7 protein-coding genes are annotated in these 16593 nt (G+C 44.3%); 3 read left to right on the forward strand and 4 right to left on the reverse strand.

The window, feature by feature from the left end; all coding sequences use genetic code 11:
- Nucleotides 1-12: 12 nt before the first annotated feature.
- Together QUA42_RS21985 and QUA42_RS21990 are read left to right on the forward strand one after the other, a co-directional pair.
- Nucleotides 13-6504 (forward strand): PAS domain S-box protein, encoded by a 6492-nt coding sequence (locus QUA42_RS21985; protein ID WP_333140055.1) that lies wholly within the window; start codon nt 13-15, stop codon nt 6502-6504.
- Between the two features lie 251 nt (nt 6505-6755).
- Nucleotides 6756-7976, forward strand: coding sequence for a hybrid sensor histidine kinase/response regulator (locus QUA42_RS21990; RefSeq protein ID WP_333140057.1), 1221 nt, complete (start codon nt 6756-6758; stop codon nt 7974-7976).
- A gap of 467 nt (nt 7977-8443) precedes the next feature.
- Here the strand turns inward: QUA42_RS21990 and QUA42_RS21995 are convergent, their stop codons facing one another.
- Entirely contained in the window at nt 8444-8596 is a 153-nt protein-coding gene (locus QUA42_RS21995) for a hypothetical protein (RefSeq protein ID WP_333140059.1), read from the reverse strand.
- 197 nt (nt 8597-8793) lie between these two features.
- Between QUA42_RS21995 and QUA42_RS22000 the strand changes: the two genes are divergently transcribed.
- Nucleotides 8794-13815: a PAS domain S-box protein gene (locus QUA42_RS22000; protein WP_333140061.1), complete on the forward strand. Its 5022-nt coding sequence runs from the start codon at nt 8794-8796 to the stop codon at nt 13813-13815.
- Nucleotides 13816-14176: 361 nt separating this feature from the next.
- Here the strand turns inward: QUA42_RS22000 and QUA42_RS22005 are convergent, their stop codons facing one another.
- From QUA42_RS22005 to QUA42_RS22015, 3 genes are all read right to left on the reverse strand, one after another.
- Entirely contained in the window at nt 14177-15838 is a 1662-nt protein-coding gene (locus QUA42_RS22005; RefSeq protein ID WP_333140063.1) for a diguanylate cyclase domain-containing protein, read from the reverse strand.
- A gap of 128 nt (nt 15839-15966) precedes the next feature.
- Nucleotides 15967-16419 (reverse strand): response regulator, encoded by a 453-nt coding sequence (locus tag QUA42_RS22010; protein WP_333140065.1) that lies wholly within the window; start codon nt 16417-16419, stop codon nt 15967-15969.
- On the reverse strand, nt 16416-16586 hold the full coding sequence (locus QUA42_RS22015; protein ID WP_333140067.1) for a hypothetical protein: 171 nt from the start codon (nt 16584-16586) through the stop codon (nt 16416-16418). Before QUA42_RS22015 ends, QUA42_RS22010 begins: the two co-directional genes overlap by 4 nt.
- Nucleotides 16587-16593 lie beyond the last annotated feature (7 nt).

The following is a 16593-nucleotide window of genomic DNA, read 5'->3' on the forward strand; positions in this document are numbered from 1 at the left end:
AAAACAAGGTATATGATATCAGTTTTGAGCCCACCCGCAAAGCGAAACGGCTTTAAAGTTCTTCTGGTCGAAGACAATCAAGCAGAAGCCGATCTGATTGAAGAATTATTATTACAAACAAACGTCAGTAGAGCCGAACCCCAGAGGCTATCAGTAAGTTGTACAGACCGTCTCAGCAAAGCACAGCAACTTTTGGTCAGCGAACATTTTGATGTGATTTTACTAGATCTTTCGCTGCCCGACAGCCAAGACTTAAATACAATTGTCAAAATACAAGAATATAGCCTAAATACTCCGATTGTCGTACTGACTGCCCGCAACGATGAAGAGCTTGCCGTGCAGTCAATCCAAGCCGGAGCTCAAGATTATCTAGTCAAGCGAAAAATTGACAGCGAAGTGTTAATTAGATCGCTTCGTTATGCAGTCGAGCGACAGCACAACCAAGAAGCTTTACGAAAAAGCGAAGAAAAATATCGCTCGGTAGTCGAGAATTCTCTCGTCGGCATTGCCATTCTGGCTCCTCCGAGTTGCCCCTCAGCACCAGAAAAATGCGAGTGGTTGGAAGTAAACGATGCTTTGTGCGATTTGCTGGGATACGATCGCCAGGATTTTTGGGATGAGAATTGGGAGAGGTGGATTTTTCCAGAAGACTTGCAGTCGAGTTTAGAGCAGTTAAATAAAATTTTGGCAGGGGACAGTGAAGGCTATGTTTTAGACCAAAGGTGGCGCCGAAAAGACGAAAAAACAGTTTATACTAGAGTTTCCCTGCGCTGTATTCGCGCCCAAGACGGCTCAATAGACCGCCTGATTAAAGTAGTCTTGGACGTGAGCGATCGCTACCGTTACGAAGCTCAATTAAAAGCATCAGAAGAGTTTTTAAATCACACGATTAATTCGACTCCTGACCCGATTTTTGTTAAAGATGAGCAGCACAGATGGATCGTATTAAACGATGCTTTTTGCAATTTGATAGGAAAAAGGCGATCGGAACTGATTGGCCAGTCAGGATACGATTTTTTACCCCCAGCACAAGCGGCTTTTTTTTGGCAACAAGACGAGCAAGTATTGCAAAGAAGTCTTTCTCAGGAAACAGAAGAAAATTTTACCGATAGCGGCGGGAAAGAACGCATTATATCTACCAAAAAAACAGTTTTTAACAAGGCCGATGGCCGTAAAATGTTGGTGGGTACAATGCGAGATGTGACCGAATACAAACGCCAGCAAATTGCGTTGCAGGAAAGCGAAGCTCGATTTCAAATAATGACCGACAACGTGCCGGGAATGATTTATCAATATCGGCTTTATGTAGATGGTAAAATATCTTTTACTTACGTTTCTTCCGGCAGTTGGCAGATATACAATTTAAAACCAGAACAAATAGAAGAAAATGCCACTTTGGCTTTTGCAACAGTTCACCCAGACGACATCTCAGGCTTGCAGCGCTCGATCGCAACTTCGGCGGCGACTCAGCAAGCTTGGCAACACCAGTGGCGGCAAGTTATGGGAGATCGAGTGAAATGGCTGCAAGGCGCGTCGAAGCCAGAAAGGCAAGCCAACGGTGATATAGTTTGGGACGGTTTGGTGATGGATGTTACCGAATTGAAACAAACCCAGCAAGACCGCGATCGATTTTTTAATCTCTCGCTGGATTTACTTTGCATTGCAGGTTTGGATGGGTATTTTAAACGCTTAAACCCCGCTTGGTCAAATGTATTAGGTTATAGCAGTGATGAAATCTTAGCCAAACCTTTGATAGAATTCGTCCACCCAGAAGACCTAGAAATTACTGTAGCGGAATTAGAAAAACTTAAAAAAAGCCACCCCGTTATTAGCTTAGAAAATCGCTATATTTGCCAAGATGGTACTTATAAATGGCTGTCGTGGACAGCATCGCCGTTTGCAGAAGAAGGTTTGATTTATGCAGTGGCCCGGGACGTTACATTTAGCAAGCAAGCTGAAGCTGAATTGCGTAAGAGCGAAGCCACTAACCGCGCTCTTTTAAATGCGATACCAGACATGATATTTCGCTGTCGGGCAGACGGCACTTTTGTAGACTTCAAGCCTGCAAAGGATTTCGAGAAAATCATCCCACAAAAAACACTAATTGGCAAAAAAGCACAAGACATATTGCCGGCGGCTTTTGCTGAAAAAATCTTGTCGGGCAATCAACAAGCGATCGCCACGGGCGAGATTCAAGTTGTAGAATATCAAATGCCCGTTAATGATGAACTCTACGATTTTGAAGCGAGAATTGTTTTCTGCACGGATGACGAAATTATCGCGATCGTCCGCGATATCACCAATCGCAAACGTTTTGAGTCAAAACTCAACAGGCAAGCAGCGGCAATGGCCCAAGCTTCCGAAGGTATCGCCATATTCAGTGCCGACAAAGAGGTGATTTATTGCAACGCAGCCCGAGTAAAAATCTACGGTTACGACTCTCTCGAAGAAATCTTAGGTAAAAGTTGGAAAACATTCTACCAAGGTGCAGAGCTGCAAAGGTTCGAGCAAGAAGTCCTGCCGACTTTAGTGCAGAAAGGTTCTTACAGCACCGAAGCAGTAGGATGCCGTCGCGACCGCTCGGAAGTCCCTATAGATGTCTCGCTGACAATGCTGCCCGACGGGGAAATCATTTGCATTGTTCGCGATATTTCCCAAAGGAAACAAGCAGAAGCAGCACTGCGAGAGAGCCAGCGATTCATTCAACAAATTGCTGGGGCAAGTCCTAATATTTTGTATGTTTGTGACTTAATTGAAAAAAAAAATATCTATGGAAACGCTTCTATATACCACATTCTTGGCTATACAGTAGAGGAGATTCAGGCAATGGAACCGTGGATGATGTCAACTTTAATCCACCCCCAAGATTCAATTAAAATGCCTGATTATTTACAGCAAGTTGAAACAGGCAGCGAAGGGGATATCTTTGAAATTGAATACCGAATTAGGCACAAGGATGGTTCTTGGCGCTGGATGGTCAGCCGAGATACTGTATTTGCGAAAACAGCAGACGGTAAGTTAAAACAAATTCTCGGCACGGCAACTGATATTACAGAAAGCAAGCAAGCAGAAGATGAAATAAAGCTGTTGCTGGCGGCAACTCAAGCTATTAGTCAGTCGGCAGATTTTCACAGCGCCCTCCCAGAGATTTTGCGGTTGCTGTGCAATGCGATCGGCTGGAATTTTGCGGAAGCTTGGATACCGACTGCTAACGGTACTTTTTTGGAACACAGCGAAACTTGGTACGCTAGCCATCGCGATTTAGATACGTTCGGCCGCGAAAGTAAAAAAATTAGATTCGCCGCCGGAGTGGCAGTACCTGGACGCATTTGGTCAACCAGAAAGGTAGAATGGATTGAAGATATTTCTCTAGCCAAAAATCATCTTTTTGCCCGATCGCAAATGGCGGCATCAGTCGGATTGAAAGCTTGTTTCGGAGTGCCAATTCACGCTAGCTCAGAGGTGCTGGCAGTTTTAGTATTCTGCAAGCGCGACCGCTCAATTATGGAACCGCGTATAGTAGAGTTGGTCAAGGCTGTAGCGACTCAATTGGGCGATCATATTCAGCGCAAACAAGCCGAAGAAGAATTGCGTAAAAGTGAAGAACGCTGGCAGTTAGTTCTCAAAGGCAATCAAGACGGAATTTGGGATCTGAATCTTCAAACAAATGAAGCTTTTCGATCGGCCCGCTGGCAAGAAATTATCGGTTACACAGACGGCGACATCGACAGCAACTACAGCGCATGGATGGATCGCATCCATCCAGACGATCGGTCACGAGTTCAAGCAGCGATCCAAGGTTATCTCGATCGCCAAACCCCCCATTACGCCGCCGAATACCGCTTGCTGTGTAAAGACGGTAGCTATAAGTGGGTGCTCGCCCGCGCTCAAGCCGTTTGGGATCAAGCCGGAAACCCTCTGCGGATGGTGGGTTCGATGACGGATATTAGCGATCGCAAAGCAGCAGAATTAGCTTTACTCAAGGTCACTCAAGCCGTCGAAAGTACCAGCGATGCGATCGTGATCGCCGACTTGAAAGGGCGGTCTATTTACCACAATCAAGCCTTCATTCAGCGCTACGGCTACACAGTGGAAGAACTCAATGATATTGGCGATATGACCGCGCTTTATGTCCGGCATAAAAATTACAAACAAATCTATAAAAGCCTTCGCCAAGGTCGCTCTTGGTCTGGCGAAGCTTCCCTGCACACTAAGAGCGGCGAAGCAGTAACTGCTCTGGTGCGAGCCGACAGTATTCAAGATATTAATGGAAATTACATCGGCTTAATTGCAGTGATTACCGATATCACAAAACGCAAAGAATCAGAGCTGATTTTGCGGCAAAAGTTAAAGCGCGAACAGTTGGCAGTAGCCATGCTGGAACGCATTAGATCTTCTCTCAATCTTGAAGAAATTCTTACCAAAAGTGTCGAAGAAGTGCGACATTTTTTGCAAGTAGACCGTACTATTATTTACCAATTTAATCCGGATTGGAGCGGCTTTATCGCTGTCGAGTCGGTTGCCGAAAATGTCCGACCAATTGTAGGAATGGAAATTTATGACCCCTGTTTCGGGTCAGCCTACGTTCCTCTTTACCAAGAGGGCAGAATTAGAGCCATAGAAGATGTTCAAAATGCCGGGCTGGCAGACTGCCACTTGGGTTTGTTGACTCGGCTCGATGTGAGAGCGAATCTGGTAGTGCCGATTTTGCAAGGCGAAAACTTGTGGGGGCTGTTAATTGCCCACCACTGCACGGCCCCGCGTCCCTGGCAGCAATTGGAGGGAGAGTGCCTAAAACAATTGGGGGTGCAGTTGGCGATCGCCATTCAGCAATCGATGCTCTTTGAACAAGCACAAACCGAAATTGCCGATCGCAAACTTGCAGAAGCCGCCCTGCAATTAGCTAAAGAAGCCGCCGAATCCGCCAACCGCGCTAAAAGCGACTTTCTCGCCAACATGAGCCACGAATTGCGGACGCCTTTGAACGGGATTTTGGGATACATTCAACTGCTCAAAGTCGATAAAAACTTTACCGCCGATCAACAGGAAAGTCTTAACAACATTCACCAGTGCGGTAACCACCTACTGATGCTGATTAATGATGTTTTAGACCTCTCAAAAATCGAAGCTAGTAAAATGGATCTGTCGCTGACAAAGGTGCATTTTTCCAGTTTTGTGAAAGGTATTATTGATTTGTTCCAGATGCGCTCTACTCAAAAAGGAATTGCTTTTAATTACGAGCAGGTTTCAGCGCTTCCAGACGGCATTTTGGCAGACGAAAAAAGGTTGCGTCAAGTTTTGATTAATTTGCTCAGCAATGCCGTTAAGTTTACGAACAGCGGCAGCGTTACATTCAAAGTCGGTTATGCAGAAAATTTCCCCGATAATTATCCTCAAACCAACGGCGAAAATTCTAGTTTGACAGCGGAAATTGCCCCTCAAATAATCAATTTAACCGCTAATTTAGACGCGCAGCAAATGTCGAGTCCGTCGCTAGGAACAACAAAAGCGCCCGAGGGGATAATAGCAGACAATATCGGCCGTACCCCTACCCCTAAAATTCGCTTTCAAATCGAAGATACGGGCATTGGCATCGGGCAGAATAAATTAGAAGAAATATTTTTGCCTTTTCATCAAGTGGGCGATCATAACAATTTCGTCGAAGGTACCGGACTGGGACTTTCCATCAGCCAAAAATTAGTCAAAATGATGGGCAGCCAAATTCGCGTCCAAAGTAGCTGCGGCAAAGGTAGCATATTTTGGTTGGATCTAGACTTGCCAGCAGTCGCCCAGTGTTCGGAACTCCCCTCCCGCCAAGAAAAAAGGCGGCTTGTAGGTTTTATCGGCTCCCAGCGGAAAGTGCTAATCGTGGACGATCACGAAGTAAATCGCGCCATGTTGCACAGGCTGCTTTTTCATTTAGGCTTTGAAATCGCAGAAGCTACAGACGGCGAAGACTGCTTGCACAAAGCACAGGAATTTCTACCGGATATAATTTTAATGGATTTGCTGATGCCGGTAATGAACGGTTGGGAAGCTACCAGGCGGCTGCGACAGTTGCCGGAATTAAAAGATACGGTTATCCTTGCTTTGTCCGCTAACGTTTACGAGACTACGAAGCAAGAGAGCATACTTGCAGGTTGCGATAATTTTCTCACCAAACCGATTCAAACTAATGAGCTTTTAGAATTATTGCGCCTGCATTTGAGACTAGAATGGGTTTACGAAGAAGGATCACAAACCAAAAAGCTGACAGATCAAACTGCAAAAGCATCTTCTGAGATTGCTGCTGCTGACTCAACGATGGTGTCTCCTGCCTCAGAGTCAGTCTTGGCGTTGTTAAGATTGGCTGCAATGGGCGATATTGAAGCTATTTTGGAAGAAACTGCTAAACTCGAACATTCTGAGCCGACATTAGGGCTTTTCGTTCATCACCTGCGCCAACTTGCTAAAGGATTTCAGCTCAAGCAAATTCGAGATTTTTTGAAGCAACATTTGTCCTAAAATTGACGGTAGCTAACAGACAACTCAAAATCAGTTAAATCTCGCGCCCAGAGTACCATTCTCCATTAGGTGTTCTGGCCTCCCGCGAAGCGACAACTTAATTTGCTTGGGCGACCCGGACTCGCAGCCGGCTCCTCAAAGGGTTATTGCAAATAGAAGCCTCTAGGAAGCAACCGGGTTTCTAGAGCCGCCAAAAATTCATTGAATCCCATTTAACCTCACAACCCACAACTCAAAAATCAAAAATTTGAATGTTTCCCTTGAATATGAACGATAAGAATTCCGAAAGAAGCATCATACTAATTGTCGATGACAACCAAACAAATCTTGACGTACTTTTCGAGTTGTTAAGGAATTACGGGTTTAAAGTATTAGTGGCTCTAGACGGCGAAAGTGCGATCGAGCAAATTGACTACATCCATCCAGACTTGATTCTTTTGGATATAATGATGCCAGGAATTGACGGTTTTGAAACTTGCCGACGTTTGAAAGCAGACTTGTCAACGCAAGATATTCCCATCATATTTATGAGCGCCCTTTCCGATACGCCGGATAAAGTAAAAGGCTTTCAGACAGGAGCCGTTGACTACATTACTAAGCCTTTCCAGCACGAAGAAGTTTTGAGCCGGATTCAAACCCACTTGACAATCCGCAGCTTGCAAAAAAAACTAGAAGAAAAAAACCTCGAACTTGCCCACCTCAACCAAAACCTGGAAAGACTTGTTGAACAAAAAACCAAGCAATTAATAAACCAGGAAAAAACAGCCATCATCGGACGTTTGACTCAGGGCATGGTTCACAATCTCAAAAGTCCGCTGCAAGTGATCCAGACTAGCGTCGATTTGATTGAAACAAAAGCCACACAAATTCAAGAAGACTCTCTGTTTAACTATACTAAATATATTTTTCAAGCAGTCACAAAAATCAATCAGATCATGGATACTCTGATGATGAAAAGCCGAAACGAGCAAAAGCAAGATTTGCACCCGGTGAATATCAACGATTTAGTGCAGCGAGAAATTCAGCTATTGGAAGGCAACCTGTATTTTAAAAATAAGATTAGAAAAAAATACTTTTATGACGAAGAAATTGTCAGTATTCCATTAATTTATTCCTATCTTTCTCAAGTATTTTATAATTTAATCAATAATGCAATGGATGCTATGTGGGAAAAGAAAAGCAGAGAAATAACTATCGTGACTCGGCAAGATGACTCGAACATATACATGGATATTGCAGATACGGGATGCGGCATATCATCTGACGATTTGCCAAAAGTTTTTGACCCTTTTTACACCTCCAAGCCGCCTAAAGGCGAGGAAAAAACCGAAAGCGAACCGACAGGAACAGGTCTAGGACTTTATACTTGTATAGAACTTTTAAAACCTTTTAACGGTGAGATTGCTATTAGCAGCAAGGTCGGTCAAGGCAGCGTGTTTACAGTTGTGCTGCCCAAACCGCAGAAAAATTGAGAGGAGCATCTCAGTTTTGCAGCTTGGCCCAAAATTGGAGTTAGGAGCCAGGAGCCAGGAGGAAAGAGTCACAAGGAAAAAAGAAGGAGCCAGAAGAAGTGTTTTTACAAATATGAGATGCTCGCAAATTGAGCGACTCAACTGAGTTAAATTGTGTCTGGTTAGACAACCGTAATTAAGTTGGTAATTAGGTTGGTAGCAAGGCATACAAGTCTTGCTTCCTCAATCAAGAGAGGACTTGCATTGCTCAATACAAATAGGCGCTAATTGCGGGTCATTAACCGAACACAATGTCAGAGCGTATTTTGTAAGTCAGCGGTAATTCTCGTAGCTTAGTAGTAATACCATTTAAATAAAAAATAATGCAACTTTAGACAAGCTTTAAACGGCTATTTAAAATCTAAAGTTTCAAAGGCTATCAGCAATGCAAATCTTGATTACCCCGCGCTCTTTTGACTTGCCTCTTGCTATTCCCCTGCCAAAGGTTGTAAATTAAAACAGAGTTGAGTTGCAATATTGGTAAGAGTATGATAGTTTTGGGCCACTAGGTTTGGGGCGAGGCGGAAAACTTGCACCGAACAACTCAATTCTACAAATAAATCTGCGGGGTCTGCAAGCACACAGCGCACTCTCAAGCGTGCGGTTCAATTTCCCCAATCATGAGCTAGGTAGCAGCATCGGCTGCTGAGATTTTATAATTACTAAAAAATAGCAAAAGGATAGCAGTTAAAAAAAATGCCACTCCACGCAAGAACCAAACTGCGATAGTCATCAGTCATTTCAAATCTCCAATCAAAAATATAAAATATAAAAGGGTATGACATCTGTTTTTGAGTCAACTTTAACGCCTGCTTGTTTAAAAATTCTTTTAGTAGAAGATTGTGCCGAAGATGCAGAGCTTATTCAAGAGCTGCTGTCTGAACCCCAACTAGGACAATCAATTGATCTGACCAATGTAGTTCGTCTCCGGGAAGCTATAGAAATTTTAAGCGACAAAATTTTTGATGTAATTTTATTAGATCTTTCGCTTCCTGACAGCCTAAAATTTAATACTTTTTTCCGACTTCAAGATTGCGGTATAAATACTCCGATCGTCATTCTGACAGCGGCCGATGACGAAGAACTGGCTGTCGAGTTAATTGCCGCCGGCGCCCAAGATTATCTGGTGAAAAGACAGGTAGACAGCCGGCTGCTGGTACGGACGCTCAGGTGCGCGATCGCCCGCCAGAAACGGCAAGCAGAATGGCAAAAAAGTCAAGAAAAATACCAGCAGGTTGTTGGCAATATCAAAGAAGTCATTTTTGAAACAAATACTGCTGGCAATTGGACTTTTCTCAATCCGGCTTGGACGGAAATTACCGGATTTACCGTTGATGAAAGCTTAGGAACGTCCTGTTTGAGTTACATTCATTCTGAGGATCAATACCAATATTTAAATTCGTTTAGAGGTCGAATGCCCAATCAAAAAATATCCTGTTGTTACCAAAGTCGATATGTTACCAAAAATGGGGAAATTCGGTGGGTAGAAGTGCAAGAATTTTTTATTTTTGGCGGGAATGGCGAGGCGCAGGGGACGACAGGAACTATCAATGATATTACCGATAAAATTTTAGCACTTTCCGAACTAGAAGCTAGTAAAAAATTTTTGAATTATACAATCGATGCAGTTGCAGACCCACTTTTTGTCAAGGATGAACAGCACCGTTGGATACTGTTAAATGATGCTTTTTGCAAGCTGGTTGGGAAGCAGCGCGAGGAACTGCTGGGCAAATCGGATTATGACTTTTTTCCAAAACAAGAAGCTGAGATTTTTTGGCATACTGACCAACAAGTGTTTAGGACGGGGAAACAAAACGAAAGCGAGGAAATATTTACGGACGCCAACGGTGCAAAGCACATTCTGTCTACTAAAAAAACTGTCTTTGAAAATACCGATGGCAGTAAAATTCTCGTGGGAATAATTAGAGATATCACTCAGGATAGGCGCAAACAATTAGCGCAGCAAGAAAGCGAAGCTAGACTGCGGCAACTTGCTGCCAACTTGCCGGGAATAATTTATCAATTTCGTCTCTCAACAGACGGCCAAAAAAGTTTTCCTTATATTTCTTCGGGCAGCCGCTATTTATTTGAATTGGAACCAGAAAATATTCAGCAGAATCCTCAACTACTTTTTAATTTAATTCATCAAGATGATCGTCAAAAATTTGAAGAATCTATTGCTGTGTCTGCGGCAAATATGCAGCCCTGGCAGCAGGAATGGCGCGCGATTGTACCGTCGGGAAAACTTAAGTGGATGCAAGCGGTTTCGAGGCCGGAACGAGTTAATTGTCCGACGGAAATAGGGCAGGAAGGGGATATAGTTTGGGAAGGCATGGTGCTGGATATTACTGATTTAAAACAGGCCGAGGCAGCTTTGCGGGAGAGTGAAGCCAGATTTCGATCGCTTGTTGAGAATATCCCAGGCGCTATCTGCCGCAGCTTGTATGATGCTGAGTGGACGATGGTATTTATTAGTGATGAAATTGAGGTCATTAGTGGGTATCCTGCTGGGGATTTTATTGGCAACACCGGCTTGAATTTTGCCAGCATTGTCCACGAGGCAGACCACGAAATGGTCGAGCGAAAAATCAGCGCAGCAGTAGAGTCAAAACAGCCGTACAATCTAGAATACCGGATTGTTCGCGCTGACGGGGCGGTGCGGTGGATGTCGGAAAGGGGTAGGCCAACTTACAATCTAGAAGGGTTTGTTTTGTGGCTCGACAGAGCGATTTTTGATATTACCGATCGCAAACAAGCCGAAATGACTCTGTGCCTGGTAACTCAAGCTGTAGACAGCGCTAGTGATGCGATCGCGATCGCAGATTTGGATGGTTATTCCGTTTATCATAATCAAGCATTTATTCAGCGCTACGGCTATACAGTTGAGGAACTAAATAATGCTGGTGGCCCAGCAGTAATGTATCCCAGATCTCAAGACTTGAGAAAGTTATTTAGGGTGCTGCGGAAAGGTTTTTCCTGGGAAAGTGAAATTGAAATTAAGAGTAAAAATGGCGCTATTATAGAAACTTTCTTGCGAGCTAACTGCATTAAAGATAGCGCTAGGCAACCGATAGGAATGATAGCTATTATTGCCGATCTCACAGAAATAAAACGCACCGAATCGGCATTAAAACTCAGTCAAGAGCGATTGCAGTTGGCAGTTTCAGGCAGCTCTTTGGGGCTGTGGGATTGGAATATAGCTACTGGCGAAACTTATTTCGATTTTTATTGGAAATCAATGCTAGGCTATGCAGAAACCGAAATTGAAAATAACCTCAAAGGTTGGGAAAGTTTGGTACATCCAGAAGACCGACTAAAGGTAATGGAATGTTTAAATTCCTATTTGGAAGGTGAGACTGATATCTATGAATTTGAATTTCGGATGCTCAACAAAGGGGGCAATTGGCAGTGGATTCTGGCGATGGGCAAGGTAGTCGAGTACGACGAATGGGGTGCGCCGTTGCGCATAACAGGCACTCACAAAGATATCAGTGCCCGCGTTGCAGCAGAAGCAGAAAAAACTCAGTTGATCGCATCTTTGCAACAACTTGCCGAACAGTTGCAAGCAGCGCAAAAAATAGCCCGCATCGGCAATTGGGAATTCGATAGGGAGGCAGGAGTTATTACTTGGTCGGAGGAACTGTTTCGAGTTTACGGTCGAGAATTGAATCTGCCACCGACAATGGAAGAACTTTTCGAGCAAATTCATTCCGATGACAAAGAAAGGTTTGCAGAAGTTGTAGAAAAAGCAGTGACTGAAGGGACAGCTTACGATATCGACCACCGCATCTATTTTCCATCAGGAGAAATCAGGCACGTCAACTGTAAAGGACAAGCTATTAAAAATGAGTTGGGTCAGGTGGTGCGGCTGTTTGGCACGGCAATGGACATTAGCCATCGCAAAAAAGCAGAAATTGCTTTACAAGAAAGCGAACAGCGATTTCGCGCTGTATTTGAACAAGCGGCAATTGGCATTGTTAAAGTGTGGCCAGACGGTCAGTTTTTGAATGCAAATCAAGGGTTTTGCAATATTGTCGGATACTCGGAATTGGAGCTGAAATCACGAAATGTTGGGGATATTTCTCACCCCGAAGATGTAGCAGCCGATGTCGAGTCGCGCGACAGACTGTTAGCTGGGAAAATTTTTAATTATTCCCTTGAAAAACGCTTTATTCGCAAAGACAGTTCATTTGTTTGGACTAATATGACTGTATCTTTAGTGCGGGATGGCTTTGGGGAACCTAGCTATGTAATTGGTGTGATTGAAGATATTAGCACTCGCAAACTTGCCGAGGCTATCTTGCGTCAGCAATTAAAGCGAGAACGCCTGGTAGTAGGAATGCTGGAACGCATTCGCTCTTCTCTCAATTTAGAAGAAATTTTGACAAAAACTGTTGCTGAAGTACGGCAATTTTTACAAACAGACCGGACAGTAATTTATCAGTTTAATCCCGATTGGAGCGGTTTTGTAAATGTCGAGTCAGTGGGCCAAAATTGGCTAGCTATTCAGGGGATAACTATTGACGATTCCTGCTTTGAAGACAGCTATGCTTCTGCTTACGAACACGGTCGTACTGTAGCTGTCGATGATATTTACCAAGCTGATCTTTCCGAGTGCTACATTAATTTATTAAGTCAATTTCAGGTGCGAGCTAATTTGGTAGTGCCAGTTTTGCAAGGCGAGAAGTTGTGGGGGCTATTGATTGCTCACGAGTGCGCGGGCCGCCGCCACTGGCAGGAAATTGAGGTCGAGTGTCTCAAACAAATTAGCGTGCAGTTGGCGATCGCGATCCAGCAATCAATGCTGTTTGAGCAAGCACAAAGTGAAATTGCCGATCGCAAACAAGCCGAGTCAGCTTTGCAGGAATCGGAAGTGCGAGAACGTTCAAAAGCGCTAGAGTTAGAAACCGCTATTAACAAACTGCGAACGACTCAAGCTCAGCTCGTTCAAAATGAAAAAATGGTGAGCTTGGGTCAGTTAGTTGCTGGTGTTGCTCACGAAATTAATAACCCTGTTAGCTTTATTCACGGCAATCTCAATCCGGCTCGCAATTACACTTTAGATTTGCTGGAATTGATTAAAGTTTACCAGCATTACTGTCCTCATCCTCCAGCCCAAGTCTTGGAGAAAATTGATGAAATAGACTTGGATTATATTGCTGAGGATTTCCCGAAATTGTTTAATTCAATGCAAGTAGGAACCGAGCGAATTGTCGAGATTGTGAAATCGTTGCGTAATTTTTCCCGATTGGACGAGTCCGCAGGGAAGTCCGTTAACATTCATGAGGGCATTGATAGCACTTTGATGATTTTGCAAAATCGGTTAAAATCTCACAGCAGCCATAGAGAAATTCAGATACTTAAAGATTACAAACTATTGCCACAAATTGAATGTTTTCCGGGAGAGTTGAATCAGGTATTTATGAATATTTTAATTAATGCGATCGATGCTTTGGAAGAACGGGACAAGCAGCGTTCGATCGAGGAGTGCGATCGACACCCAAGCACGATCGCTATTCGCAGTTATCAGGCGGCTGCCGACTTCGTAGCGGTATCTATTGCGGATAACGGGCGGGGGATGCCGGAGTCAGTGCGCTCCAGGCTGTTTGACCCGTTTTTCACGACTAAACCTGTGGGCAAGGGTACGGGTTTGGGATTGTCGATTTCTCACTCGATTGTCGTCGATCGCCACGGCGGCAGATTGAGCTGTATTTCGACACCGGGAGAGGGAGCGGAGTTTTTGATTGAAATTCCAGTCCGACCGAATTTAACAACTACAAATTCAAATTTGGGGCAATAAATTAGCAATTAGTAATTGAAATTGGGAAGCGGAAATGGGGAATATCTCACATTGGGCACCCTTCTCAAAAACAGGCAATATGCCTGTTACACATCGAGTAAATTTTCTTGTATAACAGGCATATTGCCTGTTCCTAAACAAGTAATTGAGAAGGCGACAACATCTCAGTAATATCAAATATCGTAATATCTGAATTATACCCTGCAAGTGAGCATTCTCCTTACTCCATGTCACTCGATTGCATCCCACGGGCAGTGCACTCAGAAAATAATTATTCTGATACAAAGGTCAACAATATGAGTTAGGAGTTGTGAATTAAAAATTAAACACGATATTACAAATTACAAATTACCTTCAACTTTTACATAAAAATCGGGGAAGATTCCGAGTTACTGCTGGCGTGACAAATGCGATTTTTGCCTTCGGTTTTGGCTTGAAAAAGGGCGCTGTCAGCGCTGCGAATTAGGATGTTGGGAGATTCCTGGGCAGAAGGAATCGCTGTCGCAATGCCGCAACTGAGGGTAACGTAGGGGCCGATCGACGATCGCGCGTGGGGCAGTTTCAAGCTGGCGATGCCGTCGCAAATTTTCCGGGCGACAGCGTTTGCCCCTTCGGCGCTAGTGTTGGGCAGCACTAGGGCAAATTCTTCGCCACCGTAGCGGGCAGTCAAATCCCCAGCCCGGTTGGTGGCGCTAGCGATCGCCCCGGCAACTTGGCGCAAACAATCGTCCCCGCCGAGGTGGCCATAAAACTCGTTGTAAAGTTTAAAAAAGTCGATGTCCAACATAATTAAAGACAGCGACAGTTTCTCTCTTGCCAATCTGCGCCACTCTAAGTTCAAAACCCGATCGAACTGGCGACGATTGGCAATGCCAGTCAGTCCGTCAGTAGTTGCCAGTTGCTGCAATTTTTGATTTGCTATTGCTAGCTTGCGGTAAAGTTGAGATTGTTCGATCGCGATCGCCACTTGATTTGCCAAGTGCTGTAAAAAATCTATTTCCCACTGCTGCCATTCCCTCACACCGCAGCAATTGTATGCTGTCAACATTCCCCACAAACTATTGCCATTTTCTGCGATCGAATCCGGCAAATTTTTACTGTGCGCCTGCGGTTTTCCACTCGCGTGGTGCCAGATATAATTTTCCGCTGCATCTTGATTGTTCTCGACTTCCCAAACAGTGGCTTCTGGTGTTTCTTTTGCCGTTTCCCAGTCGCCTGATTGCCAAATTGGTACGCTTATAACTGCTGCAATTTCACAATCTGTCAACAATTCTTTGCAACTGCCAGCCAAGGGGGCACTGCTGACATCTGCTATTGCTTGTACCGACTGGGATTCGACTAAAATAAAGCATGACACCGCCAAAGCAGCACTAATATTTTTGTTTTCAATATAACCTTCTGGCAAACCGTCACCTGCGACGATCGCACCTTTTTGCTCTTCCCCGTCCAATTGAGACACCCAATCCTGACAGCGATAAATTAAAACGCGGTCTGTTTGGAGAAATTGGCGCACTTCTGCAACGGTACTTTGGAGAATACTTGCCGGATCTATTGACGATCGAATATGTTCGATCATTTTGCCCAACAGCCGCTGTCGCAGAGCCTGCTGCCGCAATTGTTCTTCGATTTGCTGGCGTTCGATCGCGTAATGGATTGCCCGCACCAGCAGAGTTCTGTGAAATCTTCCCTTTACCAAACAATCTTGAGCGCCCCAGCGCAATACCGACCGGGCAATATTTTCATCGCTGATATCTGTCAGCACCACAATTGGCAATGTGGGCCATCGCCCTTTCAAAACTGCGATCGCCTCGCTTCCCCTCAAGCTGTCTGACACTGACAAATCTAATAGTACGGCGTCAAACTTTTCTACCTCCAGACACCCGACTCCTCTCTCCAGAGACGTAACAGTTTGGAGGAGAAATAGAGACTCGCTGAATGACCCTAGAAGGTCTTCGATCATTGTCGGAGCTCCGAGGTCATCCTCAACCAACAAAATTTTCAGACATTGGTGACGTGTTAACACAACTATAGCGTTCGGAGCGGGTCGAAGGCAACTTTTTTGTTTTGAGAGCGATACTTCCGATCGGCCAATATTTCGGCTTCTCAAATTCACTATACACTCAAACTAGGCATTTAGCGCTCCATTAATGCTTACATATCCGGCGGGAGTGAAACGATTTCAAACCAATACTCACATAAAGTCTTCATTACTTCAAGCAAGCCTTCAAAAGTGACTGGTTTGGATATGAAAGAATTGGCTCCCAAGCGGTAGCAGAGCAAGATATCTCCTCTGCGGTGGGAAGTTGTGAGCATTACAACTGGAATTTGTTGCAAATGTGGGTCAGATCTGATCGAAGTTAGTGTTTCTCGCCCGTCCAGCCTCGGCATATTCAGATCCAAAAGTATCAAGTCTGGCTGATGCCAATTGCTGATACCAAGATATTGACCGCGACGGTACAAGTAGTCTAGCACTTGTTCTCCATTTTCCACAAATTCGCTCGTAATTGCTAATCCAACTTCTCTCAGTGCTTCCTTCACCAAAAAGCGCGTGTCCTCGTCATCGTTTGCTATTAAAAGAGTAAATTTTTTCTTTTGATAATTCACGGCTTTGCCTCACTACCAAATTCTTTTGTGAGGTTGCGGGACTTTGAGCCGTGTCTGACTACCTGCAAAGAATCTCTTGCCATCATCCGGTAAATCTGGCTGATAACACTGAAATTGTGTTGCTGTAATTTACCGTTTTTCTCCATTTGCAAAGGTTTGCGAATCATGCTTGTT

This window comes from Microcoleus sp. Pol11C2, assembly GCF_036701505.1.
Lineage (GTDB): Bacteria > Cyanobacteriota > Cyanobacteriia > Cyanobacteriales > Microcoleaceae > Microcoleus.